The organism is Massilia sp. 9I (assembly GCF_902506415.1).
Classification (GTDB): domain Bacteria; phylum Pseudomonadota; class Gammaproteobacteria; order Burkholderiales; family Burkholderiaceae_D; genus Telluria.
The window spans coordinates 3,766,034-3,789,950 of sequence record NZ_LR733275.1 but is presented as its reverse complement, the minus strand read 5'-3'; the positions used below and the strand labels follow the sequence as shown (position 1 = coordinate 3,789,950).

20 protein-coding genes are annotated in these 23,917 nt (G+C 64.9%); 8 read left to right on the top strand and 12 right to left on the bottom strand.

Features of this window, described 5'->3' with window-relative positions:
• Window positions 1-10: 10 nt before the first annotated feature.
• Together tgt and queA are read right to left on the bottom strand one after the other, a co-directional pair.
• Window positions 11-1,150 carry a tRNA guanosine(34) transglycosylase Tgt gene (tgt, locus tag GV068_RS16970; protein ID WP_159700322.1) on the bottom strand — a complete coding sequence of 380 codons (1,140 nt, stop codon included), beginning with the start codon at window positions 1,148-1,150 and terminating at the stop codon, window positions 11-13.
• A gap of 9 nt (window positions 1,151-1,159) precedes the next feature.
• Window positions 1,160-2,182, bottom strand: a complete 1,023-nt coding sequence (queA, locus tag GV068_RS16965; protein WP_159700319.1) for a tRNA preQ1(34) S-adenosylmethionine ribosyltransferase-isomerase QueA — start codon at window positions 2,180-2,182, stop codon at window positions 1,160-1,162.
• 105 nt (window positions 2,183-2,287) lie between these two features.
• On the opposite strand from queA, the gene recG reads away from it, so the two are divergent.
• Together recG and GV068_RS16955 are read left to right on the top strand one after the other, a co-directional pair.
• On the top strand, window positions 2,288-4,351 hold the full coding sequence (gene recG / locus GV068_RS16960; RefSeq protein WP_159700316.1) for an ATP-dependent DNA helicase RecG: 2,064 nt from the start codon (window positions 2,288-2,290) through the stop codon (window positions 4,349-4,351).
• A gap of 74 nt (window positions 4,352-4,425) precedes the next feature.
• Window positions 4,426-5,172, top strand: a complete 747-nt coding sequence (locus GV068_RS16955) for a tetratricopeptide repeat protein (protein ID WP_159700313.1) — start codon at window positions 4,426-4,428, stop codon at window positions 5,170-5,172.
• A 1-nt stretch (window position 5,173) separates the two neighbouring features.
• On the opposite strand, the gene GV068_RS16950 is transcribed toward GV068_RS16955, so the two are convergent.
• From GV068_RS16950 to pyrC, 5 genes are all read right to left on the bottom strand, one after another.
• Window positions 5,174-5,542, bottom strand: coding sequence for a glyoxalase superfamily protein (locus GV068_RS16950; RefSeq protein WP_159700310.1), 369 nt, complete (start codon window positions 5,540-5,542; stop codon window positions 5,174-5,176).
• On the bottom strand, window positions 5,542-5,877 hold the full coding sequence (locus GV068_RS16945; RefSeq protein WP_159700306.1) for a hypothetical protein: 336 nt from the start codon (window positions 5,875-5,877) through the stop codon (window positions 5,542-5,544). The genes GV068_RS16950 and GV068_RS16945 overlap by 1 nt, the downstream gene beginning before the upstream one ends.
• Window positions 5,878-5,942: 65 nt before the next feature.
• Window positions 5,943-6,956, bottom strand: coding sequence for a Gfo/Idh/MocA family protein (locus GV068_RS16940; protein ID WP_159700303.1), 1,014 nt, complete (start codon window positions 6,954-6,956; stop codon window positions 5,943-5,945).
• A 13-nt stretch (window positions 6,957-6,969) separates the two neighbouring features.
• The gene (locus GV068_RS16935; protein ID WP_159700300.1) at window positions 6,970-7,761 is read right to left on the bottom strand and encodes a DUF3025 domain-containing protein; all 792 of its coding nucleotides are present in this window, start codon (window positions 7,759-7,761) and stop codon (window positions 6,970-6,972) included.
• Between the two features lie 8 nt (window positions 7,762-7,769).
• A complete protein-coding gene (gene pyrC, locus GV068_RS16930; RefSeq protein WP_159700297.1) occupies window positions 7,770-8,822 on the bottom strand; it encodes a dihydroorotase in 1,053 nt (350 codons plus the stop codon).
• Between the two features lie 279 nt (window positions 8,823-9,101).
• On the opposite strand from pyrC, the gene GV068_RS16925 reads away from it, so the two are divergent.
• Window positions 9,102-10,163 carry an NF038122 family metalloprotease gene (locus GV068_RS16925; RefSeq protein ID WP_159700294.1) on the top strand — a complete coding sequence of 354 codons (1,062 nt, stop codon included), beginning with the start codon at window positions 9,102-9,104 and terminating at the stop codon, window positions 10,161-10,163.
• Between the two features lie 62 nt (window positions 10,164-10,225).
• On the opposite strand, the gene GV068_RS16920 is transcribed toward GV068_RS16925, so the two are convergent.
• A complete protein-coding gene (locus GV068_RS16920; RefSeq protein ID WP_159700291.1) occupies window positions 10,226-10,951 on the bottom strand; it encodes an amino acid ABC transporter ATP-binding protein in 726 nt (241 codons plus the stop codon).
• 225 nt (window positions 10,952-11,176) lie between these two features.
• Between GV068_RS16920 and GV068_RS16915 the strand changes: the two genes are divergently transcribed.
• From GV068_RS16915 to GV068_RS16905, 3 genes are all read left to right on the top strand, one after another.
• Window positions 11,177-12,442, top strand: a complete 1,266-nt coding sequence (locus GV068_RS16915) for a dicarboxylate/amino acid:cation symporter (RefSeq protein ID WP_159700288.1) — start codon at window positions 11,177-11,179, stop codon at window positions 12,440-12,442.
• A gap of 80 nt (window positions 12,443-12,522) precedes the next feature.
• The gene (locus GV068_RS16910) at window positions 12,523-13,806 is read left to right on the top strand and encodes an amidohydrolase family protein (RefSeq protein ID WP_159700285.1); all 1,284 of its coding nucleotides are present in this window, start codon (window positions 12,523-12,525) and stop codon (window positions 13,804-13,806) included.
• A 24-nt stretch (window positions 13,807-13,830) separates the two neighbouring features.
• The gene (locus GV068_RS16905; protein WP_159700282.1) at window positions 13,831-14,910 is read left to right on the top strand and encodes a type II asparaginase; all 1,080 of its coding nucleotides are present in this window, start codon (window positions 13,831-13,833) and stop codon (window positions 14,908-14,910) included.
• Window positions 14,911-15,094: 184 nt separating this feature from the next.
• Here the strand turns inward: GV068_RS16905 and GV068_RS16900 are convergent, their stop codons facing one another.
• Window positions 15,095-16,942, bottom strand: coding sequence for an ABC transporter ATP-binding protein/permease (locus GV068_RS16900; protein WP_159700279.1), 1,848 nt, complete (start codon window positions 16,940-16,942; stop codon window positions 15,095-15,097).
• 62 nt (window positions 16,943-17,004) lie between these two features.
• Here GV068_RS16900 and GV068_RS16895 point away from each other — a divergent pair, with 62 nt between their 5' ends.
• Both GV068_RS16895 and GV068_RS16890 read left to right on the top strand, forming a co-directional pair.
• Window positions 17,005-17,445, top strand: coding sequence for an acyl-CoA thioesterase (locus GV068_RS16895; protein ID WP_159700276.1), 441 nt, complete (start codon window positions 17,005-17,007; stop codon window positions 17,443-17,445).
• Window positions 17,446-17,448: 3 nt separating this feature from the next.
• Complete coding sequence (locus GV068_RS16890; protein WP_159700273.1) at window positions 17,449-19,026, top strand: alkaline phosphatase; 1,578 nt, start codon at window positions 17,449-17,451, stop codon at window positions 19,024-19,026.
• 166 nt (window positions 19,027-19,192) lie between these two features.
• Here the strand turns inward: GV068_RS16890 and GV068_RS16885 are convergent, their stop codons facing one another.
• The 3 genes from GV068_RS16885 to GV068_RS16875 all read right to left on the bottom strand — a co-directional run bounded on the left by GV068_RS16885 (window position 19,193) and on the right by GV068_RS16875 (window position 23,898).
• Entirely contained in the window at window positions 19,193-20,875 is a 1,683-nt protein-coding gene (locus tag GV068_RS16885; protein WP_159700270.1) for a long-chain-fatty-acid--CoA ligase, read from the bottom strand.
• A 105-nt stretch (window positions 20,876-20,980) separates the two neighbouring features.
• Window positions 20,981-22,666, bottom strand: a complete 1,686-nt coding sequence (locus GV068_RS16880; protein WP_159700267.1) for a long-chain fatty acid--CoA ligase — start codon at window positions 22,664-22,666, stop codon at window positions 20,981-20,983.
• A gap of 143 nt (window positions 22,667-22,809) precedes the next feature.
• Complete coding sequence (locus tag GV068_RS16875) at window positions 22,810-23,898, bottom strand: aminopeptidase (RefSeq protein WP_159705148.1); 1,089 nt, start codon at window positions 23,896-23,898, stop codon at window positions 22,810-22,812.
• Window positions 23,899-23,917: the final 19 nt, after the last annotated feature.

Genomic DNA, 23,917 nt, shown 5'->3' with positions numbered 1-23,917 from the left:
AAGTGCTCGCTTACACGCCGCGGCTACGGTCAGCCCGGAACTGGATCCGGAACTCGTTGAACTTGTCGGCATCGATGGCATCGCGCATTTCCTGCATGATCTTCAGATAGAAGTGCAGGTTGTGGATCGTGTTGAGGCGCGCGCCCAGGATCTCGTTCGAGCGGTGCAGGTGGTGCAGGTAGGCGCGCGAGAAGTTCTTGCATGAATAGCAATCACAGCTCTCGTCCAGCGGCGCCGTGTCATCCTTGTAGCGCGCATTCTTGATCTTGACGTCGCCGAAGCGGGTGAACAGCCAGCCATTGCGGGCATTCCGGGTCGGCATGACGCAGTCGAACATGTCGACGCCGTTCGCCACGCCTTCGACCAGGTCTTCCGGCGTACCGACACCCATCAGGTAGTGCGGTTTGTTTTCCGGCAGGCGCGGACCGACGTGGGCCAGGATGCGCTGCATGTCTTCCTTCGGCTCGCCCACCGACAGGCCGCCGATCGCCAGGCCCGGGAAATTAATATCCTCGAGGCCCGCCAGCGACTCGTCGCGCAGCGTCTCGTACATGCCGCCCTGGACGATGCCGAACAGCGCGTTCGGGTTTTCGCCGCGATTGAACTCGTTCATCGAACGCTGGGCCCAGCGCAGCGACATGCGCATCGACTTGGCCGCTTCCTCGCTGGTGGCCGGACGGCCGTCGATCTCGTAGGGCGTGCATTCGTCGAACTGCATCACGATGTCCGAGTTCAGCGAACGCTGGATCTGCATCGACACTTCCGGCGACAGGAACTGGCGCGAGCCGTCGATCGGCGAGGCGAACTTGACGCCCTCTTCCGTGATCTTGCGCATCGCGCCCAGCGAGAACACCTGGAAGCCGCCCGAATCGGTCAGGATCGGACCGTCCCAGCCCATGAACTTGTGCAGGCCGCCGAATTTGTCCAGCACCGCGGTGCCCGGGCGCAGCCACAGGTGGAAGGTATTCCCCAGGATGATCTGCGAGCCCACTTCGCGCAGCTCGATCGGGTCCATCGCCTTGACCGAGCCGTAGGTCCCGACCGGCATGAAGATCGGGGTTTCGATGGTGCCGTGGTTGAGCTTGAGGCGGCCGCGGCGCGCATGCGACAGGCCGCTGGTGTCTTTTTTAAGGAGGGTAAATTCGAGCATCGGTATGGATTAGCGTGAACGCGTGGTCAGCAGCATGGCGTCGCCATAGCTGAAGAAGCGGTATTCGTTGGCGATCGCATGCTGGTAGGCCTTGCGGATCGCGTCGTAGCCGGCAAAGGCCGACACCAGCATCATGAGCGTCGACTTCGGCAGGTGGAAATTGGTGATCAGGCGAGTGACCGTCTTGAAGGTGTAGCCCGGCGTGATGAACAGCGCGGTATCGTCGCTGCCGGCCTTGAGTTCCCCCGACTGCGAGGCCGATTCCAGCGCGCGCAGCGAGGTGGTGCCGACCGCCACTACGTCGCGGTTAGAGGCTTTCGCGGCGCGCACCGCATCCACCGTCTCCTGGGGAATCGTGTACCACTCGGAGTGCATCTTGTGCGCCGCCAGGTCTTCGACCCGCACCGGCTGGAAGGTGCCGGCGCCGACGTGCAGGGTCACGTAGGCGAACTTGATGCCCTTTTCCGCCAGGCGGTCCAGCAGCGGCTGGTCGAAGTGCAGGCCGGCGGTCGGCGCGGCCACCGCGCCCGGCTCTTTCGAGTACACGGTCTGGTAACGCTGCTCGTCGAATTCATCGGCATTGTGCTCGATGTAGGGCGGCAGCGGCAGGCGGCCATGGGCCTCGATCAGCTCGAACACGTCTCCCTCGAAGTGGAGGGTGAAGAACTCGCCGGCGCGCTCGCCGGTGGTGACCTCGAAGGCGTCGGCCAGGCGGATGCGGGTCCCCGGTTTCGGCGACTTGGAGGCGCGCACCTGCGCCAGCACCGTGCGGCTGTCCAGCACGCGTTCGACCAGCACTTCCACCTGGCCGCCGGTTTCCTTGACGCCGAAGAAGCGCGCCTTGAGCACGCGGGTATTGTTCATGACCAAGAGGTCGCCCGGCTGGAGCTGATCGACGATGTCCGCGAAATGGCGGTCGGTGATCTGGTCCCCATCGAGCTGCAACAGGCGCGAAGCACTGCGGTCTGGCAGCGGCAGCTGCGCGATCCGCTCTGGCGGCAGGTCGAAATCGAAATCGGAAAGCGAGTACATTGTCTTCAATTCTGGGAAAATGGGTGCTGCCAGCCTTACAATAGAGGCTGCAGAGCGTGCGGCGAACCCTCTATTTTACGCCAGCATCTGCTTAAATGCCGCAATATGCCCGCCACCAAGACGCCATCCGCCCCCAAAACCATTGAATCCAAGCTCGCCCGGCTGGGTTTACGCACCGACATGGATCTGGTGCTGCACCTGCCGATGCGCTACGAGGACGAGACCAAGGTGGTCACGATCCGCGAAGCGTCCATGCGCGGTCTGCAGACCTGGCAGGTCGAGGGGGTCGTGGTCAAGAATGAAATTTCCTACAAGCCGAGACGCCAGCTGCTGGTACAGATCTCGGACGACACGGGCGAGCTGCAGCTGCGCTTCATGAATTTCTACGGCAGCCAGGTCAAGCAATTGTCCGAAGGCGTGAGGGTGCGCGCGCGCGGCGAACTGAAACACGGCTTCTTCGGCGCCGAGATGGTCCACCCGACCTACAAGGTGATCAACGAGGGCGCGCCGCTTCCCACCTCGCTGACACCGGTGTATCCGTCCGGCGAAGGCCTGTCGCAGACCATCCTGCGGCGCGCGATCAACGACGCCATGAAACGGGTCGACTGGCGCGATACCCTGCCCAACGCTTTCCTGAGCCGCCTGCAGCTGTGGGACTTCGAGCCCTCGGTGCGCCTGCTGCACTACCCGCCGGCCGACGTCGACGAATACGCGCTCACCGAGCGCAGCCACCCGGCCTGGACCCGCATGAAGTTCGACGAGCTGCTGGCGCAGCAGCTGTCCATGAAACGGGCGCAGCGCGCGCGCCGCGAAAAGGGCGCCCCCACCCTGCGTGCGGTGGGCGAACTGTCCGCCGCCTTCCTTGCCGCCCTGCCCTTCCAGCTCACCGGCGCCCAGCAGCGCGTGGTGAAGGAAATCGGCGCCGACCTGCGCGAAGGCTATCCAATGCAGCGCCTGCTGCAGGGCGACGTCGGCAGCGGCAAGACCGTGGTGTCGGCCCTGGCCGCCGCCCAGGCCATCGACAGCGGCTACCAGGCGGCCCTGATGGCGCCGACCGAGATCCTGGCCGAGCAGCACTTCCGCAAGATCGCGGCCTGGATGGAGCCGCTCGGCGTAAAAGTGGCCTGGCTGACGGGCAGCCTGAAAAAGAAGGAAAAGGACGCGGCCAAGGAGCTGATCGAATCGGGCGAAGCGCGGCTCGTGATCGGCACCCACGCCCTGATCCAGGACACGGTGCAGTTCGCGAAGCTGGGTCTCGTGATCGTCGACGAACAGCACCGCTTCGGCGTCGGCCAGCGCCTCACGCTGCGCAACAAGGGCAGCGACGGCCTGGTGCCGCACCAGCTGATGATGTCGGCCACGCCGATCCCGCGCACCCTGGCCATGACTTATTACGCCGACCTCGAGGTCTCGGTGATCGACGAACTGCCGCCGGGGCGCAGCCCGATCGTCACGCGCGCCATCGACCAGAACCGGCGCGACGAAGTGATCGAACGGGTGCACGCAGCGGCCCAGGAAGGGCGCCAGGTCTACTGGGTCTGCCCGCTGATCGAGGAATCCGAGGTGCTGCAGCTGCAGACCGCTACCGAGACCTACGAGACCCTGGCCGAAGCCCTGCCTGACCTGGTGGTGGGCCTGGTGCACGGACGCCTGAAGCCGGCGGAGAAGCAGGTGATCATGGATGCTTTCATCGAAGGCAGCATCCACGTGCTGGTGGCGACGACTGTGATCGAGGTCGGGGTCGACGTGCCGAACGCCTCCTTGATGGTGATCGAGCATGCCGAGCGTTTCGGCTTGTCGCAGCTGCACCAGCTGCGCGGGCGCGTCGGCCGCGGCTCGGCAGCCAGCGTGTGCCTGCTCCTGTACCAAAGCCCGCTGGGCCAGGTGGCCAAGCAGCGCCTGCTGACGATGCGCGAGACCACCGACGGCTTCGAAATCGCGCGGCGCGACCTGGAGATCCGCGGCCCCGGCGAATTCCTGGGCGCGCGCCAGTCCGGCGAAGCGATGCTGCGCTTTGCCGACCTGGAAAGCGACCAGTGGATCGTGGAAAAGGCGCGCGAGGTGGCGCAGTACCTGCTGGATAACAGCGAGCGCCCCGAATACATGGCCATCGTCGATGCCCACTTGACGCGCTGGCTGGGCGGGCGTGAGGAGTTCCTGAAAGTCTGATCGTGACAATCGGAGAGAAATCGGGCCAGCAAACCCGGCTATCGTGAGGGTTTGATCCTTCAGCCGCCACCGCCATGCCCTTCCTCGGACTCGGACTTCACCTGATCGTCGCCATCTTCTTCGCCGTCCATGCCGTGCGCACCGGACGGCCGATGTACTGGCTGATGATCCTGTTCGCCTTTCCCCTGCTCGGCAGCATCGTCTATTTCGCCGCCGTGTTCCTGCCGCATTCGCGCCTCGAGCGCCAGGCCAGGCTGGCCGGCCACGCGCTGCAACGCAAGCTCGATCCGGGCCGCGACGTGCGCGAAGCGCGCGCCGCTTTCGACCTGACGCCGACCGCGCACAACCAGATGCGCCTTGCCTCCGCGCTGCTGGAAAGTGGGCAGACTGCCGAAGCGGTGGCGCAGTACGACGCCTGCCTGCAGGGTCCCTTCGCCAACGATCCCGAAGTCATCCTGGGCGCTGCGCGCGCCAAGGCCGCACACGGCCAGCCGGAAGCGGCGATCGCTCTCCTGGTTCCGTTGCAGCAGAAGCAGCCTGGTTTTCGTCCGGAAGACATCGGTCTGGTACTGGGCCGCGCATATACCGCCATCGGACGCCAGGCGGAAGCCGGCGCCCAGTTCGCTGCGGTCGCGGAGCGCTTCGGCAGCATCGAAGCAAGGGTCGAGCTGGCCCTGTGGGCGCTCGCCAACGGCGACGAGGCAGTGGCGCAGCGCGAGCTGAAGGAAATCGAACATGCGCGACGCCATATGACGAAGTACACGCTCGACCTGCACCGCGAGCTGCTCCGTCGGCTGGACGCCGCCCTAGGTGCGCGCTGATTCAGGTACTGATGGCGTTGGTGAAGACCAGCCGGTTACCGAACGGGTCTTTCACCGACATGTCACGCGAGCCCCAGGGCGTATCGTCGATGCCCGGCCTGGCGTAGCCGTAGTTCTTCTCCGTCAGTTCCGCGTGATAGGCGTCGATGTCCTCTACTTCGATGCGCATCGCTGCGCCGGGGCAGCAGTCGCCGTGGTGTTCGCTCAGGTGCAGGATGCAGCCGTCGCGTGAGACCTGGAGATAGAGCGGCAGGTCGGGCTCGAAGCGGTGCTCCCAGTCGACCTTAAAGCCGAGGAAGCCGACGTAGAACTCGCGCGTTTTGGCTTCGTCGAAAACGCGCAGGATGGGTGTGAGGGCACGCAGCTGCATCACTCGTCCCGGGTCAGTTCGACGCCGTCCACCGTCATCTTCCATTTGTCGCCCTCGCGGTGCGGCGGCTTGCTGACCACGAAGGTGGTCGTGACGAAGCTGACGCCCGCCTCGAAGCTGTCGCCCTTGAAGCGCTGCAGGTCGATGCTGAGATTGACCTGGTCGTTCGGTCGCCCGCGCTTGTATTCGACCTTGCCCTGCTTCGTCAGCGACAGCTGCATGTCCTTGCCCTGCCAGCTGCCGACATAGGCCATTTTATCGGCCGGGACTGGGGCGGCCCAGGCACTACCGGCGAGCAGGCCGGCACACAGGACGAGAAGGGATGAGACGCGCATGGAGACTCCGCTGGAAAGATAATGGGTACCATCCCAGTATTTGCGCAGCGCTCCGGCTTGTCAATTCAGGCGGCATGGGCCGGGCGCACACTCTTGCGGTCGCTGTCGTAGCTCAGCCCGATCTGGCGCCGGATCTCGTCCATCACGCCCATCAGCGCCAGCGTTTCGTCCAGCCGCATCGCCGGGCTTTCCAGCAAGCCGGCGCCAAAGCAGCGCTGCGCTTCCATCACCTCGTGCACGTAGCCGTTGCCCAGGTAGGGCGTGTCGACGGTGCGGGAGCTGCCGTCCTCTAAGGTCACGGTCACGCTCTTCGCGCGGTGGAACATCGTGTTCATGCGTACGTGGCCGCGCGAACCCGACACCGTCAGTTCGCAGGGCGTGCGCGCCTGGAAGGAGCAGCTGCACACCGACAGGGCGCCTCCTTCGTGACGCAGCGTGAAACCCGTCTGCACGTCGACGCCTGTGTCGCCCATCTCGGCCTGGGCCTTGATCCCGGCCACCGGGCCCAGCAGCGCGGTCGCGATCGAGAGCGGGTAGATGCCGAGATCGAGCAGCGCACCGCCGCCGAGCTCCGGGTTGAAGACGCGGTGCTCGGCGCCGAAGCCGGCCGTGAAGCCGAAGTCGGCCACCACCTGGCGTACCGTGCCGATCTCGCCGGAAGCGATGATGCGCCGCACTTCGTCGAAGGCCGGCAGGAAGCGCGTCCACATCGCCTCCATCAGGAACAGCCGGCGCGAGCGCGCCAGCGTGACCACCTGCTCGGCTTCGCGCAGGTTCATGGTGAAGGGTTTCTCGACCAGCACGCCCTTCCCGGCGCGCAGCGCCATCAGGGCATTCTCTGCATGCTGGGGATGCGGCGTGGCGATGTAGACAAGGTCGATGCCGGCGGCATCGGCCAGCTGCTGGTAACCGCCATACGCTTGCGCAGCGCCGAATTCCTGCGCGAAGGCCTGCGCCTTCTCCAGGCTGCGCGAGGCCACTGCCGCCAGCTGCGCGCCCGGTACGTCCTTGAGTGCGGTGGCGAAGGCACGCGCGATCTTGCCGGTGCCGAGGATGCCCCAGCGTACTACGTTTGCCATACGGCTTGTCCTTTCAGGTTTGTCGTTTTGGACGGAACACCGTCGTATCGAGATAAAACGCCGCGTCCTGCTCCTGCCACCAGCCCGGCACGCCGAGCACCGGCAGCGGCGTGAAACTCGAGGTGGCCAGTCCTTCGGCGGCCAGCCCGTCCGCGATGTAAGCGTCGAGCCAGGCGCGCTGGGCGCCGGGCGCCAGGGCAAGCACATCATCGCCGACAAAGATGACACGCGTATGTGCGGTGATGGCCTTGCGCGGCGCCACCAGCTTTTCCATCAGCGCGTGGCCAAACAGCCAGAGTCGCACATCGCGTTCGAACACGGCGCGCTTTTCATGCAGCGCGGCGAGCCACTGGTGGCCGCGCAGCTGGTCCACCAGTGCATGTCCGGCGCTGCTGTCGCGCACCACCAGCAGGGCGGCGTTCTCGTCGAAGATGGTGGCGGCGTCGCGCGCCGGGCCGCGCGACTTGCCGACGCCGGCCTGGGCGATCTGGGCCGCCTGCAGGGCGTTGAGCTGGCGCTTGATGAGCGGGAAGGTCTGCCATACCAACCCGTTGAAGAAGTCGTGCAGGTTGTCGCGCGTCGGCACCTGGCCGGTGGCGCCGATGAATTCCTCGTAGGCGCTACCGTCCGGCAACGCGCTTTGGGGCACGAAACGCAGCGGCAGGCCCTGGTGGTTGCGCAGGCCTGCTGCTGCCGCATTGTGGTTGAAGGCAGCAACGAAGTCGCTCCCCTCCAGCGCCAGCCGTTCAAAGGCCGGCCGCACCGCGTCGTACCACGGGCGCGGCCAGTCGATCTGCGACAGCATGTCGATGCTCAGTCCACCATCTTCCAGTTGATGGTCTCGCCGGCGTTGAGCGGCACCAGCTGGTGCTCGCCGAAAGGCACGGTCTCCGGCAGGGTCCAGGCTTCGCGCTTGAGCGTGATGCTGCCCTGGTTGACCGGCAGGCCGTAGAAGGCCGGGCCGTTCAGGCTGGCGAAGGCTTCCAGCTTGTCGAGCGCGCCCGCCTGGGCGAAGGCTTCGGTGTACATCTCCATCGCATGCAGCGCGGTGTAGCAGCCGGCGCAGCCGCAGGCCGCGTACTTGGTGTGTACTGCGTGCGGCGCCGAGTCGGTGCCGAGGAAGAAGCGTTCGTCGCCGCTGGTGGCGGCGGTGACCAGCGCCAGGCGGTGTTCCTCGCGCTTGAGCACCGGCAGGCAGTAGTAGTGAGGACGGATACCGCCGCGGAAGATCTCGTTGCGGTTGTACAGCAGGTGGTGGGCGGTGATGGTGGCCGCGATCGGGCCTTCCGCCTCGGCCACATACTGGGCCGCTTCCTTGGTGGTGATGTGCTCGAACACCACGTTCAGGGCCGGCATGGCGCTGCGCAACGGGCGCATCACGCGCTCGATGAACACGGCCTCACGGTCGAACAGGTCGATGTCGTTGTCCGTCACCTCGCCGTGCACCAGCAGCGGCATGCCGACTTCCTGCATCACTTCGAGAGTCTTGTAGCACTTCTTGAGGTCAGTGACGCCGGCGTCCGAGTTCGTGGTGGCGCCGGCCGGATACAGCTTGACCGCGTGGACGAAGCCGGAATCCATCGCGCGGCGGATCTCGTCCGGATCGGTGTTATCGGTCAGGTACAGCGTCATCAAAGGCTCGAAGGACACGCCCTCAGGGAGCGCGGCCAGGATGCGCTCGCGGTAGGCGCTCGCCATGGTGGTGGTGGTGACTGGCGGCTTCAGGTTCGGCATCACGATCGCGCGCGCGAACTGGCGCGCGCTGTGCGGCAGCACGCTGGACAGCGCCGCGCCGTCGCGCAGGTGCAGGTGCCAGTCGTCGGGGCGGGTGATGGTGATGGTGTCGGGGGTTTCGATGATGGACATGGCGGCTCTCGGATTGCGGATGCCGACATTTTACCGGAGCCACTGTCTGTGACGCACTCGACGCCACGTCTGTACATACACGGAAACAATTCTGTCCTGACGGAATATTTTACATTGTGCGGTGCGGCATTCCACTCGGAAAAATTTTTCCTTTAATAAACAATACCTTAAAATTTCTGGCCTGAAACTTGCTTATAGAAAAGTAGCCGATTCAGTGGCATGGCGAGTGGCTCGAGGATGTCGCCAAGAATAATTTCAAATATACGGAAATAGAGACTCATGAAAACCCTGAAAAACCTGCTGAAGATTGTTCCACTGCTGGCATGCGCGTACGCGGGCTCGGCCCAGGCGCTGACGATTAACTTCACCTACGACCCGGCAATGGACGCGCGCGCACTGGCCGGCTTCCAGACCGCAGCCAACCGCTGGCAGAACGTCCTGCACGACAACGTGCAGGTCAACCTGAACATCGCCTTCGCGGCGCTGAACCCGGGCGTGCTCGGCTCGACCAGCTCGACCCAGGGCACCGTCAGCTACGCCGGCTTCCGCCAGGCCCTGATCAACGATGCCAAGACCACCACCGACCTCGCGGCGATTGCCAACCTGCCGGCAGGTCCGTGCATGAGTGTGATGATGAATGGCACCGGCATCAATCCGGCAGGTAGCGGCAATATCGCGACCTTCGTCGACAATAACTGCAACGAAAACAACCGCACCATCCGCGCGACCTGGGCGAATTTCCGCGCCCTCGGCCTGATCCCTGACAGCGACAAGCGCTCGGACGGCTCGATCTCCTTCAGCAGCGGTTTCGCCTCGATCTTCGATTTCGATCCGACCGACGGCATCGGCGCCGGCATGATCGACTTCATCGGTGTGGCCACCCACGAAATCGGCCATGCACTGGGCTTCATCAGCGGTGTCGATACGCTCGACCTGAACCGTAGCGGCGGCTTCTCGGATGCCCTGTTCACCTACATCGCACCGGCTGACGTGTTCCGCTGCTCGCCTGCGAGCAAAGCCGCCGGCGCCGACATCGACTGGTCTGCCGACAACCGCGACAAGTTCTTCTCGCTGGATAACTGCACTACCACCCTGTCGATCTTCTCGAACGGCCGCACCAACGGCGACGGCCAGCAGGCCAGCCACTGGAAGGACAACCGCGGCATCGGCATCCTGGACCCGACCGCGGCCCGCGGCGAACTGCTGGCGATCAGCCAGATGGACCTGATGATGTTCGACGCCATCGGCTGGGACGTCCCGGAACCGGCATCGATCGCCCTGTTCTCGCTGGGCGCCGCCGCCCTGGCAGGCTCGCGCCGCCGCAAGCAGAAGCAGGCGTAATCGCTTGAACGCGACATGAACAACGGCGCCCTCGGGCGCCGTTGTGCTTTGCAGTGGATGAATTAATGGATGATCCGCGCCAGGAACTCGCGCGCCCGCTCCGACTGCGGCGCATTGAAGAAGTCCTCCTTGGGGCGGTCCTCGACGATGCTGCCGTGGTCCATGAAGACGATCCGGTCCGCCACCTTGCGCGCGAATCCCATCTCGTGGGTCACCACCATCATGGTCATGCCTTCCTGCGCCAGCCCCACCATCACGTCCAGCACCTCGCCGATCATCTCGGGGTCGAGCGCCGACGTGGGTTCGTCGAACAGCATCGCCACCGGGTCCATCGACAGCGCACGCGCGATCGCCACGCGCTGCTGCTGGCCGCCAGAGAGCTGGCTCGGGAACTTGTCCTTGTGCGCCAGCAGGCCGACCCGGTCCAGGTAGGCCAGGCCGCGCTCGAGCGCATCGGTCTTGCTGCGTCCCAGCACCTTGACCTGGGCCAGGGTCAGGTTGTCGCGCACCGACAGGTGCGGGAACAGTTCGAAATTCTGGAACACCATGCCGATGCGCGCGCGCAGCTGCGACAGCCTGGTCGCCGGATCGCCCACCGAGACGCCGTCGACCACGACCCTGCCCTCCTGGAACGGCTCCAGCCCGTTGACGGTCTTGATCAGGGTGGACTTGCCGGATCCCGAAGGCCCGCACACCACCACCACGTCGCCGCGCGCGACATGGGTGCTGCAATCGCGCAGCACCTGGAAGCTGCCGTACCACTTGCTGACATTCTCGATTTCGATCATCTGGTGCCTGTATTTGTTTGTGCTTCGCCGCGCGCGAACGCGCAGGATGTAAGCATGCTTGACAGCATTTCCAACGCCTAGGATACTGCGAAACTTGCATTATTCTCCAGATCTGGCCGTTCTTCTTCCGAGCCAGCGCACCGCCCCGATAACTCCACCCGCGACAGCGTTATCCCCTGCCGCGGGCTTTGCACAGGTCCTGACACAGGAACGCAGGAAGCACTTATGACCACCAAACGAAACCGCCTGACTACTTATATCCTGATCGGCCTCGTGCTCGGGATCGTCGTCGGCTACGTGGCCAACACCAACTTCGCCAACCCGGCCGGCTTCGCCGATACCATGTCGCTGGTCACGACCCTGTTCCTCCGCCTGATCAAGATGATCATCGCGCCGCTGGTGTTCTCGACCCTGGTGGTCGGCATCGCCAAGATGGGCGACGCCAAGGAAGTGGGCCGCATCGGGGTCAAGGCGCTGGGCTGGTTCATCATCGCCTCCATCATCTCGCTGTCCCTGGGCCTGGTCCTGGTGAACCTGTTCCGTCCGGGCGACGCGATGGCGCTGTCCGGCGCGGTGCCGCCGATCGGCACGTCCTCGGGCATTGCGACCTCCAGCCTGACGCTGAAGGAATTCATCACCCACCTGGTGCCTGCCTCGATCGTCGAAGGCATGGCCAAGAACGAGATCCTGCAGATCGTCGTGTTCTCGATCTTCTTCGGCACCGCCGCCGCGGCCGTGGGCGCGCGCGCCACCCCGCTGATCGACGCCGTGGACGGCGTCGCCCACATCATGCTGAAGGTCACCGGCTACGTGATGAACTTCGCCCCGATCGCCGTGTTCGCGGCGGTGGCCGGCGTGATCGCCAAGAGCGGCCTGGGCGTGCTCTCGACCTACGGCATCTTCATGGCCGAGTTCTACCTCGGCATCGTGCTGCTGTGGGTGGTCCTGATCCTGATCGGCATGGCCTTCCTCGGCCCGCGCGTGCTGCGCCTGATTAACGAACTGAAGGAACCGACCATCCTGGCCTACACCTGCGCCTCGTCGGAAGCCGCCTTCCCGAAAACCCTGGAAGGCCTGGAGCGCTTCGGCGTCAAGAACCGCCTGGCCGCCTTCGTACTGCCGATCGGTTACTCGTTCAACCTGGACGGCTCGATGATGTACTGCACCTTCGCCGCCGTGTTCATCGCCCAGGCCTACGGTATCGAACTGGACATCTCGACCCAGCTGACCATGATGCTGGTGCTGATGCTGACCTCCAAGGGCATGGCCGGCGTGCCGCGCGCCTCGCTGGTCGTCATCGCTGCCACCCTGGCCCAGTTCAACATCCCGGAAGCCGGCCTGCTGCTCCTGCTGGGCATCGACCACTTCCTGGACATGGCCCGTTCGGCCACCAACGTGATCGGCAACGGCATCGCCACCGCGGTGGTCGCGAAGTGGGAAGGCGACCTGGCCGAGCCGAACAAGGATCCGGCGGTCGCGCCGCTGCGTTGAGCGCACATACCTAGCTTCAGTACCGAAGGCCTTCCAGTGATGGAGGGCCTTTTTCATATAACCATAATGAGGAGCGAGACATGAAACAGCTGTACATGGCAGGCCTGCTGCTGGTTGCAACGGGCGCCAGCGCCGCCACCCAGACGGTCGACTGCGGCCGCCTGCTGGATGTGAAGAGCGGCACCTGGCGCGAGCGCGTCAGCATCGTGGTCGAGAACGGCGTGATCAAATCGGTCGGCCCGATGACCCAGGCCGCGGGCAACGTCGACCTGTCGCGCCATGCCTGCCTGCCGGGCCTGATCGACATGCACGTGCACCTGACCAGCGAAACCGCGCCGGTGGTGGACGCCTACCGCGACCGCCTCACCGCCGATCCGCAGGACATGGCCTACCGCTCGGTCAAGTATGCAAACCGCACCCTGATGGCGGGCTTCACCACGGTGCGCGACCTCGGCGCGGCCGACGGCCTGAACGTGTCGCTCAAGCGCGCCATCAACGCGGGCGAAGTCCCCGGTCCGCGCATGTTCACCGCGGGTAAATCGATCGCCACCACCGGCGGCCATGCCGACCCGACCAACAACCTGTCGCACTTCCTGAGCGAGCGGGTGGGCCACCCCGGTCCGGAACAGGGCGTGATCGACAGCCCCGAAGAAGGCCGCCAGGCCGTGCGCCAGCGCTACAAGGAAGGCGCGGACCTGATCAAGATTACCGCCACCGGCGGCGTGCTGAGCCAGGCTGCCAACGGCCAGAACTCGCAGTACACCGAGGACGAGCTGAAGGCGATCGTCAGCACCGCCAAGGACTACGGCTTCCGTGTCGCGGCCCACGCGCACGGCGCCGAAGGTATGAAGCGCGCGCTGCGCGCCGGCGTCGACTCGATCGAGCACGGCACCCTGATGGACGACGAAGTCATCCAGCTGTTCAAGAAGACCGGCAACTGGTACGTGCCGACCATCTCGGCCGGCCGCTACGTGGCGGACAAGGCCAAGATCGACGGCTACTATTCCGACCTGGTGCGCCCGAAGGCTGCCGCGATCGGCCCGCAGCTGCAGGCCACGTTTGCGCGCGCCCACAAGGCCGGCGTGAAGATCGCCTTCGGCACCGACGCCGGCGTGTTCCCACACGGCGAGAATGCCAAGGAGTTCGGCTACATGGTCGAAGCGGGCATGAAACCGATCGAGGCGATCCGCGCCGCGACCCTGCACGCCGCCACCCTGCTCGACCAGTCCGCACGCCTGGGTCAAGTGGAGCCGGGCTTCGCCGCCGACATCGTGGCCGTCGAAGGCGACCCGCTGCAGGACGTGAAACTGCTCGAGCAGGTCAGGTTCGTCATGAAGGACGGCGTCGTCTACAAGAAGCCGTAACGAGTTCTATTGAAGGAGTATCACATGCTGCACCAAGGTTTCACCCGCGCCATGACGGCGCTGTTCGCCTTTCTGTTCCTGCTCGCCTCGGCGGCGCAGGCGCAGACGGCCAAACTGCCCAACGTGACCATCCTGGCGACCGGCGGCACCATCGCCGGCACCGGCGCCACCAGCACCACCACGGTCGGCTATACCGCCGCTACCGTGGGTGTGCAGTCGCTGATCCAGGCGGTTCCGGAAATCACCAAGGTCGCCAATGTCACGGGCGAGCAGGTGTTCCAGATCGCCAGCGAGAACATGGGCAACGAGCACTGGCTGATCCTGGCCAAGCGCGTCAACGCCCTGCTGGCGCAGCCGAACGTGGACGGCATCGTCATCACGCACGGGACCGATACCCTGGAAGAGACGGCCTACTTCCTGAACCTGGTGGTCAAGAGCAAGAAGCCGGTGGTGGTGGTCGGGTCGATGCGCCCGTCCACCGCGCTGTCGGCGGACGGCCCAATCAACCTGTACAACGCCGTCAACCTGGCCGGCAGCCAGGCTGCGATCGGCAAGGGCGTGCTGGTGGCGATGAACGACCAGATCCACGCGGCGCGCGACGTCACCAAGTCGAACACCACCACCGCCGACACCTTCCGCACCGCGGAGCTGGGCATGATCGGTTACATCCAGGGCGGCAAGCCGTTCTTCTACCGCGAGGTCACGCGCAAGCACACGACCGAGACCGAATTCGACATCACGAAGCTGGATGCGCTGCCGCAGGTGGACGTGGCCTATGCGTATGCGAACGTGGGCGACGTGGCGGTAAAGGCGCTGGTGGCAGCCGGCGCCAAGGGCCTGGTGCATGCGGGCGTGGGTAACGGCAGCTTGCCTGCCAAGACCAAGCCGGCGCTGATCGCCGCGCGTGAAAAGGGTGTCGTGATCGTGCGCTCGGCGCGCGTGGGCCAGGGCATCGTGGCGAGGAATGGCGAGGCCAATGATGATCAGCTGGACTTCGTGGTGTCGGATACGCTCAGCCCGCAGAAGGCGCGCATCCTGCTGATGCTGGCGTTGACGAAGACCAGCAATACCAAGGACATTCAGCGGATGTTCTATACCTACTGATCCGCATACTTCCTTCCTTTGTTAGCTTAGAAACCGTCATTCCGGCGAAGGCCGGAATCCAATTTTGCATGCGTACCGATACTGCATGCGTCCTCACTCCACAACGGAATTGGATCCCGGCCTGCGCCGGGATGACGGTTCATCCTGTGGTGGCAAAGAACACCCTGCAGCGAAACGCAACGATCTACTTCGCAATCTCCAACGGCGGCGACGCCAGTTCCTCATCCGGCCGCGCCAGCTGCCGTTCCCACATCTGCTGATACAGCCCGCGTGCCGCGAGCAGGGACTGGTGCGTGCCACGCTCGACGATGCGTCCGTGATCCAGCACGATGATCTGCTGGGCATCCGCGATGGTCGACAGGCGGTGCGCGATCACCAGGGTCGTGCGGTCCTTCGCGATTTCCTTCAGCTGCGCCTGGATCGCCTGCTCCGACTTGGAGTCCAGCGCCGACGTCGCCTCATCGAAAATCAGGATCGCCGGGTTCTTCAGCAGCGTGCGTGCGATCGCCACGCGCTGCTTCTCGCCGCCCGACAGCTTCAGGCCGCGCTCGCCCACCATGGTCTGGTAGCCGTCCGGCAGGCTCTCGATGAAGTCGTGGATCGAGGCGGCGCGCGCTGCAGCCACGATATCCTCGTGCGAAGCGCCCGGCCGGCCGTAGGCGATGTTGTATTCGATGCTGTCGTTGAACAGCACCGTATCCTGCGGCACGATGCCGATCGCGGCCCGCAGCGAGGCCTGGGTGATGGCGCGCAGGTCCTGGCCGTCGATGCGGATCGCGCCGCCGTTCACTTCGTAGAAGCGGAACAGCAGGCGTGACAGGGTCGACTTGCCCGAGCCGCTGTGGCCCACCACCGCGGTGGTGGTGCCGGCCGGGATGGAAAAATCGACGTCGAACAGGATCTGGCGCTTGGCCTCGTAGCTGAACTCGACGTGCGAGAACTCGACCTGCGCGCCGCGCGTCACCAGGGGCTGCGCGCCCGCGCTGTCGGCCACTTCGCGGTTCTGGTCGAGCAGCGAGAACAGGCGCTCCATGTCGGCCAGGCTCTGCTTGATCTCGCGGTAGATCACGCCCAGGAAGTTCAGCGGGATGTACAGCTGGATCATGAACGAGTTCACCAGCACCAGGTCGCCCAGGGTCATGGTCCCGGCGATCACGCCTTCGGTCGCGCGCCACAGGATCAGCGTCACCGCGGTGGCGATGATCAGGGACTGGCCGGTGTTCAGGAAGGACAGCGAGGTTTGCGAGCGCACCGCCGCGTTCTCGTAGCTTTGCAGGCCCTGGTCGTAGCGCTTGGCTTCATATTCCTCATTGCCGAAGTACTTCACCGTTTCGTAGTTGAGCAGCGAATCGATGGCCTTGGTATTCGCCTTGGAGTCGAGCTCGTTCATGGTGCGGCGAAAGTGCGTGCGCCACTCGGTCACGATCACGGTAAACGCGATATAGCTGGCCAGCGCCACCGCGGTGATGGCGCTGAACCAGATGTCGTAGTTGAGCACCAGGTAGCCCAGCACCAGCGTGATCTCGACCAGGGTCGGCAGCACGTTAAACAGGGAATACGAGATCAGCGAGTTCACGCCGCGCGTGCCGCGCTCGATGTCGCGCGTCATGCCGCCGGTCTGGCGGTTCAGGTGGAAGCGCAGCGACAGCGCGTGCAGGTGGCGGAACACCTTCAGGGCGATGGTCCGTACCGCGCGCTGCGTGACGCGTGCGAACAGGAATTCGCGCAGCTCGGTAAACACGGTGGTGGACAGGCGCAGCAGGCCGTAGGCGACCAGGGCGCCGAGCGGCAGCACCAGCAGCGCGTGCGGGTCTTTCGGATCGATCGCGAGCTGGTCGATCAGGCGCTTGAGCACCAGCGGCACGCCGACGTTGGCCATCTTGGCGCCGATCAGCGCGGCGAGCGCGGCCAGCACTCGCCACTTGTAGACCCACAGGTAGGGGAACAGGGTACGCAGCGTGGCCCAGTCGTTGCGCGGCACGCCCTTCGCATCGGGCGGTAAAGGGACACTTGAAGCAGGAGTACGTCGCATGGCAGGGCTTGGGGATTTATGGTTCAATTCGGGACGATTGTAGCTTTTACCGAGAAAACAAGATGACCACGCCACAAAATGCCGCCTCCCCTTCTCCCACTCGCCTGCCGCAAGGCAAGATGCCGGAACTGCGCGTGATGCCCGCGCCGTCCGACGCCAACGTGTACGGCGATGTGTTCGGCGGCTGGATCATGGCCCAGGTCGACGTCGCCGGCTCGCTGCCGGCCACCCGCCGCGCGAACGGCCGCGTGGCGACCATCGCCGTGAACTCCTTCCTGTTCAAGCAGCCCGTGTTCGTGGGCGACCTGCTGTCCTTTTACGCCGACATCGTCAAGGTCGGCAACACCTCGATCACCGTCTGCGTCGAAGTCTATGCCGAGCGCAACCGCCTGCAGGCCGACGTGGTGAAGGTCACTGAAGCGACGCTCACCTATGTCGCCACCGGCCCGGACCGCAAGCCGCGCCAGCTGCCGCCGCTCGATTCCCTGATCTCGCACCAATAGAGCATGACGGCGCGCCGGCTGTTCCTGCTCGACGCCGCAAGGCTGTCGGCGGCGCTGGCCAGCGCCAGCCTCAGCGCCTGCGCCTCGTCCGCGAAAGGCCCCTACCCCTTCAGCCTGGGCGTCGCCTCTGGCTCGCCGCTGCCCGATTCGGTCATCCTGTGGACCCGCGTCCTGAGCGACCCGCTCAAGGCCGAGAGCACGCCGCCGCTGGCGATGAGCGTGCGCTGGGAGGTGGCGCAGGACGAGGCCTTCCGCAACATCGCAGCGAAGGGCTCCGCCGTCGCCACGCCGGAGCTCGCCCACAGCGTGCACGTCGACGTGAAAGGCCTGGCGCCCGGCCGCTGGTACTGGTACCGCTTCATGCTGGGCGACGCCGTCAGCCCGGTCGGGCGTACCCGCACGGCCCCGGCGCGCGAGGACATGCCGGCCCGGCTCAAGCTGGCGGTGGCCTCCTGCCAGCACTGGGAATTCGGCAGCTACGCGGCGCATCGCCACATCGCGCAGGCCAGTCCCGACCTGGTCGCCTTCCTGGGCGACTACATCTACGAGTGGGGCCCCTACCAGCTGCGCCATCCGCAGAAGGTGGTGCGCAGCGACGAGTCCTTCACCCTGGCGGACTACCGCAAGCGCTACGCGCAGTACAAGAGCGATCCGGACCTGCAGGCGGCGCACCTTGCCGCGCCCTGGATCGTGACCTGGGACGACCACGAGGTGGCCAACGACTACGGCGGCCTGCGCGACGAGCGCCTGGCGCGCGACTTCGCCACCCGCCGCGCGGCCGCCTACCAGGCCTTCTACGAACACATGCCGCTGCGCCTGCCGAAGGTAGTACGCGACGGTTTCACTTCTGTCGAAATGTTCCAGCGCTACGATTGGGGCCGGCTGGCGCGCTTCCACGTGCTCGACGACCGCCAGTACCGCTCGCCGCAGGCCTGCCCCAAGTCGGCCACGCGCGGCGGCTCGAACGCCGTGTTCGCGCGCGCCTGCGAAGCATTGCGCGATCCACGCCGCAGCATGCTTGGCGCGGAACAGGAAGCCTGGCTCGAGTCCGGCCTGGCGACCTCGCGCGCGAAATGGAACATCCTGGCGCAGCAGACCCTGATGGCGCAGTCGAGCAGCGTGCCGATCGTGACGCCGGAGGACGGGCGCTTCTGGACCGACGGCTGGGACGGCTATCCCGCGGCGCGCCGGCGCCTGCTCGACACCATCGTCAAGCACGGCGCGCACAACCCGCTGGTACTGGCCGGCGACGTGCACGGCTTCTATACGACTTCGCTGCGGCCAGACTTCTCGAAGCCGGTGTCGAAGCAGAATGCGGTGGTGGCCACCGAGTTCGTCGGCACCTCGGTGACCTCGAGCTCGCGCCCGCAGGCGCGCACCGACGAGCACGTAGGCAGAAATCCGCACATGCTGTACGGGCGCAGCGACCGGCGCGGCTACATGCTGATGGAAGTCACGCCGAAGGAGACCTTGAGCCACTTCATGGGCCTGGACGACGTGCAGAATGCAAAATCGGCCATCGCAGAACTGGCTGCGTTCCGCGTGGCCGACGGGGTGGCAGGCGCCGAGCGCTTGGGCTAACGCATTGCCACGAAATTGGGTTCCGGCCTTCGCCGGAACGACGGTTTCAACGCTAACCCAGAGATAGAGCATCCTAATTCCGCAGCCGTAAAGCCGTCATGCGCGCCACTGGCGCCCATGACTCCCCGCGCAGGCGGGGATCCAAGTTTAGATGAGCAGAATTAGCTCAAGCCGACTGTTTCTCGTCCCTCAGCTCGCGGCGCAGGATCTTGCCGACGTTGGTCTTCGGCAGGGTCTCGCGGAACTCCACGAATTTCGGGCGCTTGTAGCCGGTCAGCTGCTCCTTGCAGAAGGCGATCACCTGCTCGCTGGTGAGCGCCGGGTCCTTCTTGACGATGTAGAGCTTCACCGCTTCGCCCGAATGCTGGTCCGGCACGCCCACGCAGGCCACCTCCAGCACGCCCGGCAGCGCCGCGACCACGCCTTCGATCTCGTTCGGATAGACGTTGAAACCTGAGACCAGGATCATGTCCTTCTTGCGGTCGACGATGCGGGTATAGCCCTCTTCGTTCATGATGCCGATGTCGCCGGTCTTGAAGAAGCCATCGGGCGTCATGACCTTGGCGGTTTCGTCGTCGCGCTGCCAGTAGCCGGCCATCACCTGCGGGCCGCGCACGGCGATCTCGCCGGCGGTGCCGAACGGGACCTGGTTGCCGGCTTCGTCCAGGATGCGGATCTCGGTCGAAGGCAGCGGCAGGCCGATGGTGCCGGTGAAGTCGCTGATGTCGCAGCGGTTCGCGGTGACCACGGGCGAAGTCTCGGACAGGCCGTAGCCTTCCACGATCGGGGTGCCGGTGATTTGCAGCCACTTGTCGGCCACGGCTTTTTGCACGGCCATACCGCCGCCTGGGCATACCAGCAGGCCCGAGAAATCGAGCTTGGCGAAGTCCGGGTTGTTCACCAAGCCGTTGTACAGCGTGTTCACGGCCGGGAAGATGTTGATGCGGTAGTCGCCCAGCTCCTTGATGAAGCCGCCGATGTCGCGCGGGTTCGGGATCAGGAGGTTGACGCCGCCCACGCGCAGGCCCAGCAGCGCGCACACGGTCAGCGCATAGATGTGGTACAGCGGCAGCGCGCACACGAACTGCGGCTGCTCCCCTAGCTTGATCTTGCTGAGGGTCGGCGCGAACCAGGCTTCGTTCTGCAGCACGTTGGCGATCACGTGCTTGTGCAGCAGCACCGCGCCCTTGGAGACGCCGGTGGTGCCGCCGGTGTACTGCAGGAAGGCGATATCGTCGTGGCCGATGGCGACCGGACGCAGGGTCGCGCCCGAGGCTTGCGCCAGCATGCGCTTGAAGCCGATCGAACCCGGCAGCGACCAGGCCGGCACCATCTTCTTCACCTTGCGCACCACCAGGTTGACCAGCATGCCTTTCACGCCGCCCAGCAGGTCGCCCATGCTGGCGACCACCACGTGCTTCACGCTGGTATTGCCGATCACCTGCTCCAGCGTGTGCGCGAAGTTCTCCAGCACCACGATGGCTTCGGCGCCGGAATCCTTCAGCTGGTGCTGCAGTTCGCGCGGGGTGTAGAGCGGATTGACGTTGACGATCACGTAGCCGGCGCGCAGCACGGCGGCCATGGCCACCGGGTACTGCAGCACGTTCGGCAGCATGATGGCCACGCGCGCACCCGGTTGCAGGCCCTGGGCCTGCAGCCAGGCGGCCATGCGGCCCGACAAGCGATCCAGCTCGGCGAAAGTCAGGGTCTTGCCCATGCACGCATAGGCCTTGCGGTCGGCATACTTGCGGAACGCCTCCTCCAGCAGATGCGTCAGGGAGCGGTACTGCGTGGGATCGATCTCCGCAGGTACGCCTTCCTCATACGACTTGAGCCAAAACTTGTCCATCCGTGCCTCACCTTCTGTATTCGATGCTGTCCAATAAAACGCGAAGCCGCCCGGGACACGGGCGGCTTCGCGGACCGGCGCCATACGCCGGCCATCAACCTGCCGTCAGGCGGTCGTTTCCGCCTGTTTCTCGTCCCGCAATGCGCGGCGCAGGATCTTGCCGACGTTGGTCTTCGGCAGCTCGTCGCGGAACTCGATGTATTTCGGTTTCTTGTAGCCGGTGAACTGCTGCTTGCAGTAGTCCATCAGCTGCTCGGCGGTCAGGTTCGGGTCCTTGCGCACCACGAATACCTTCACCGCTTCGCCGGAATGCTCGTCCGGCACGCCGATCACGGCGCATTCCAGGACGCCCGGGTGGCCGGCGATCACGCCTTCCAGTTCGTTCGGGTACACGTTGAAGCCCGAGACCAGGATCATGTCCTTCTTGCGGTCGACGATCTTCACGTAGCCCTGTTCGTCCATGATGCCGACGTCGCCCGACTTGAAGAAGCCGTCCGGCGTCATGACCTTGGCGGTTTCATCGGGGCGGTTCCAGTAGCCAGCCATCACCTGCGGGCCGCGGATCGCGATCTCGCCGATCTGCCCGATCGCCATCGGCTTGCCCTCGTCATCGAGGATCGCGATATCCGTAGACGGCACCGGCAGGCCGATGGTGCCGCTGAAGTCCTTGATGTCGGCGCGGTTGCAGGTGGCCACTGGCGAGGTCTCCGACAGGCCGTAGCCTTCGATGATGCTGGTGCCGGTCACCTGCTTCCACTTGTCGTTGACGGCCTTCTGCACCGCCATGCCGCCGCCGTTCGAGACCTTCAGCCCGGAGAAGTCCAGGCCCGCGAAATCCGGGTGATTCACCAGCGCGTTGTACAGCGTATTCACCGCCGGCAGCATGTTGATCTTGTACTTGCCCAGCTCCTTGATGAAGCCCGGGATATCGCGCGGGTTCACGATCAGGATGTTCAGGGCGCCGGTGCGCATGCCCCACATCGCACAGGCCGTCAGCGCGAAGATGTGGTAGAGCGGCAGCGCGCATACGATCACCACCTGCTCGCTGGTGTCGCCCATCGCCGGCTTCGACCATGCTTCGGACTGCAGCACATTGGCGATCACGTTGCGGTGCGTGAGGGTCGCGCCTTTCGAGACGCCGGTGGTGCCGCCGGTGTACTGCAGGAAGGCGACGTCCGAGGCCTTCAGCTCGACCTTCGTGAACGGCATCTTCGCGCCCTGCGAGAGCGTGTCCTTGAAGCGCACCATGTTCGGCAGCGAGAACTCGGGCACCATCTTCTTGACCGAGCGGACCACGAAGTTGACCAGCATGCCCTTGGCGCCGCCCAGCATCTCGCCCATGCTCGCCACCACCACGTGGCGCAGCGGGGTCTTGCCCATCACCTGCTGCACGGTGTGCGCGAAGTTCTCGAGCACGATGATCGCTTCGCTGCCCGAGTCCTTGATCTGGTGTTCGAGTTCGCGCGGCGTGTACAGCGGGTTCACGTTCACCACGGTGTAGCCGGCGCGCAGCACGGCTGCGATCGCGATCGGGTACTGCAGCACGTTCGGCATCATGATCGCCACGCGCGCGCCGCGTTCCATGCCGCGGCTTTGCAGCCAGGCGGCCAGTTTCTTCGAGTAGGCATCCAGCTCGCCGTAGGTCAGGTACTTGTCCATGCACACATAGGCGTTGCGGTCGGCGTATTTACTGAAAGATTCCTCCAGCAGGTGCACGAGCGAGCCGTACTGATCGGGATTGATCTCGGCAGGTACGTTCGGGGGGTACGACTTCAGCCAGATTTTGTCCATCGGATGCCCTTTTTGTCTCGAATTTATCGTTGTGGGGGCGCGCGAAGCTTGCGCCTTTGCTATCGCCTGATTGTGATGCTATCGGGCAGCGGCAATGCGCGCAAGTTCTTTTAAGTCGATTGGAACGTGTCCTCTATCTGGGCTTATTTACTCAAACCCGCGCCATCCCCCATGGTGCGCTGCACCACCAGCGGCGCGCTCGGCGCCGGCGCCGCGAGGTTCTTCAAGACCCGGTGCCGGTCGGCCTTGTCGAGCTTGGCTAGCTGGTTGACCGATTTGTAGAAAGCGGACCAGGTACGCTCCTTGCGCAGCAGGGTGCGGAAGGCCGGCACGAAGTCGTTGTAGGTGGCGATCGAGGCCAGGTGGGCGTTCGACAGCGGCTCGGCGAAGAAGCGGTCGTAGCCAGCGTAGCCGCCCCAGTTCGCCTTCAGCACCTGGTAGTCGTCCTTCAGCGCGATGAACAGGCGCGCCTTGGTGGCGCGCTTCTCTTCCTTGCCGAGCGCGCTGGCATACAGCTTCTCCAGCTCGCCGCGGTAGCGCACCAGCAGCGCCATGAAATCCTTCTTGCGCACCGTGTAGCGCTCGAAGGCCTCCACCATGGCCGGGTTGCCGAAGCGTTCCAGCCAGCCCTCGACCCCGGCCTGCTCCACCGCGGAAGCAAAGGATTCGTTGAACTTCGAGTCGCCCGGCACGTACACCACCTGGTGCGCCAGTTCGTGGAAGATCAGGCGCGCCAGTTCCGCGTCCGGATAGTTGATGAAGGTCGAGATCAGGGGATCGCTGAACCAGCCCAGGGTCGAGTAGGCGCTGACGCCGCCCACTTCCACGTCATTGCCCTGCGCGCGCAGCTGCCTGGCGTAGGCCTGGGCTTCGTCCTTGCTGTAGTAGCCGCGGTAGTTCACGCAGCCGGCCACCGGAAAGCACCACTGCATGGGTTTCAGCGACAGCTCGGGGGTGGCGACCACGTTCCACAGCACATAGGGGCGCTTGAGGTTGGTGAAATTGGTGTAGCTGCCGTTATCGGGCAGTTTCAGTTCCTGGATCGCGTAGCGCCGGATCTGGCGCGCCGCCTCCAGGCGGTGGCGCAGGGTCGGCTTGGTGGCGGGATCGGCCAGCCAGTCATCGATCGAACGGGAATCCGTCAGCAGTTCGAGCTGGCCCTGGGCGGCCTGGGAGTAGTAGGAAAGGGATGAGCAGCTTGACAACATCAAGGCCGCGCTTGCTGCGGCCATCAGGGGCCGGAAGGCCTGG

Bases quoted from the DNA above. Each gene is read 5' to 3' on its own strand.
- tgt (WP_159700322.1), bottom strand. From the start codon at position 1,150: ATGCTCGAATTTACCCTCCTTAAAAAAGACACCAGCGGCCTGTCGCAT.
- GV068_RS16875 (WP_159705148.1), bottom strand. From the start codon at position 23,898: ATGGCCGCAGCAAGCGCGGCCTTGATGTTGTCAAGCTGCTCATCCCTT.
- GV068_RS16910 (WP_159700285.1), top strand. From the start codon at position 12,523: ATGAAACAGCTGTACATGGCAGGCCTGCTGCTGGTTGCAACGGGCGCC.
- GV068_RS16935 (WP_159700300.1), bottom strand. From the start codon at position 7,761: ATGCTGTCGCAGATCGACTGGCCGCGCCCGTGGTACGACGCGGTGCGG.
- pyrC (WP_159700297.1), bottom strand. From the start codon at position 8,822: ATGTCCATCATCGAAACCCCCGACACCATCACCATCACCCGCCCCGAC.
- recG (WP_159700316.1), top strand. From the start codon at position 2,288: ATGCCCGCCACCAAGACGCCATCCGCCCCCAAAACCATTGAATCCAAG.
- GV068_RS16880 (WP_159700267.1), bottom strand. From the start codon at position 22,666: ATGGACAAAATCTGGCTGAAGTCGTACCCCCCGAACGTACCTGCCGAG.
- GV068_RS16905 (WP_159700282.1), top strand. From the start codon at position 13,831: ATGCTGCACCAAGGTTTCACCCGCGCCATGACGGCGCTGTTCGCCTTT.
- GV068_RS16950 (WP_159700310.1), bottom strand. From the start codon at position 5,542: ATGCAGCTGCGTGCCCTCACACCCATCCTGCGCGTTTTCGACGAAGCC.
- GV068_RS16885 (WP_159700270.1), bottom strand. From the start codon at position 20,875: ATGGACAAGTTTTGGCTCAAGTCGTATGAGGAAGGCGTACCTGCGGAG.
- GV068_RS16900 (WP_159700279.1), bottom strand. From the start codon at position 16,942: ATGCGACGTACTCCTGCTTCAAGTGTCCCTTTACCGCCCGATGCGAAG.
- GV068_RS16920 (WP_159700291.1), bottom strand. From the start codon at position 10,951: ATGATCGAAATCGAGAATGTCAGCAAGTGGTACGGCAGCTTCCAGGTG.
- GV068_RS16940 (WP_159700303.1), bottom strand. From the start codon at position 6,956: ATGGCAAACGTAGTACGCTGGGGCATCCTCGGCACCGGCAAGATCGCG.
- GV068_RS16925 (WP_159700294.1), top strand. From the start codon at position 9,102: ATGAAAACCCTGAAAAACCTGCTGAAGATTGTTCCACTGCTGGCATGC.
- GV068_RS16955 (WP_159700313.1), top strand. From the start codon at position 4,426: ATGCCCTTCCTCGGACTCGGACTTCACCTGATCGTCGCCATCTTCTTC.
- GV068_RS16895 (WP_159700276.1), top strand. From the start codon at position 17,005: ATGACCACGCCACAAAATGCCGCCTCCCCTTCTCCCACTCGCCTGCCG.
- GV068_RS16945 (WP_159700306.1), bottom strand. From the start codon at position 5,877: ATGCGCGTCTCATCCCTTCTCGTCCTGTGTGCCGGCCTGCTCGCCGGT.
- queA (WP_159700319.1), bottom strand. From the start codon at position 2,182: ATGTACTCGCTTTCCGATTTCGATTTCGACCTGCCGCCAGAGCGGATC.
- GV068_RS16890 (WP_159700273.1), top strand. From the start codon at position 17,449: ATGACGGCGCGCCGGCTGTTCCTGCTCGACGCCGCAAGGCTGTCGGCG.
- GV068_RS16915 (WP_159700288.1), top strand. From the start codon at position 11,177: ATGACCACCAAACGAAACCGCCTGACTACTTATATCCTGATCGGCCTC.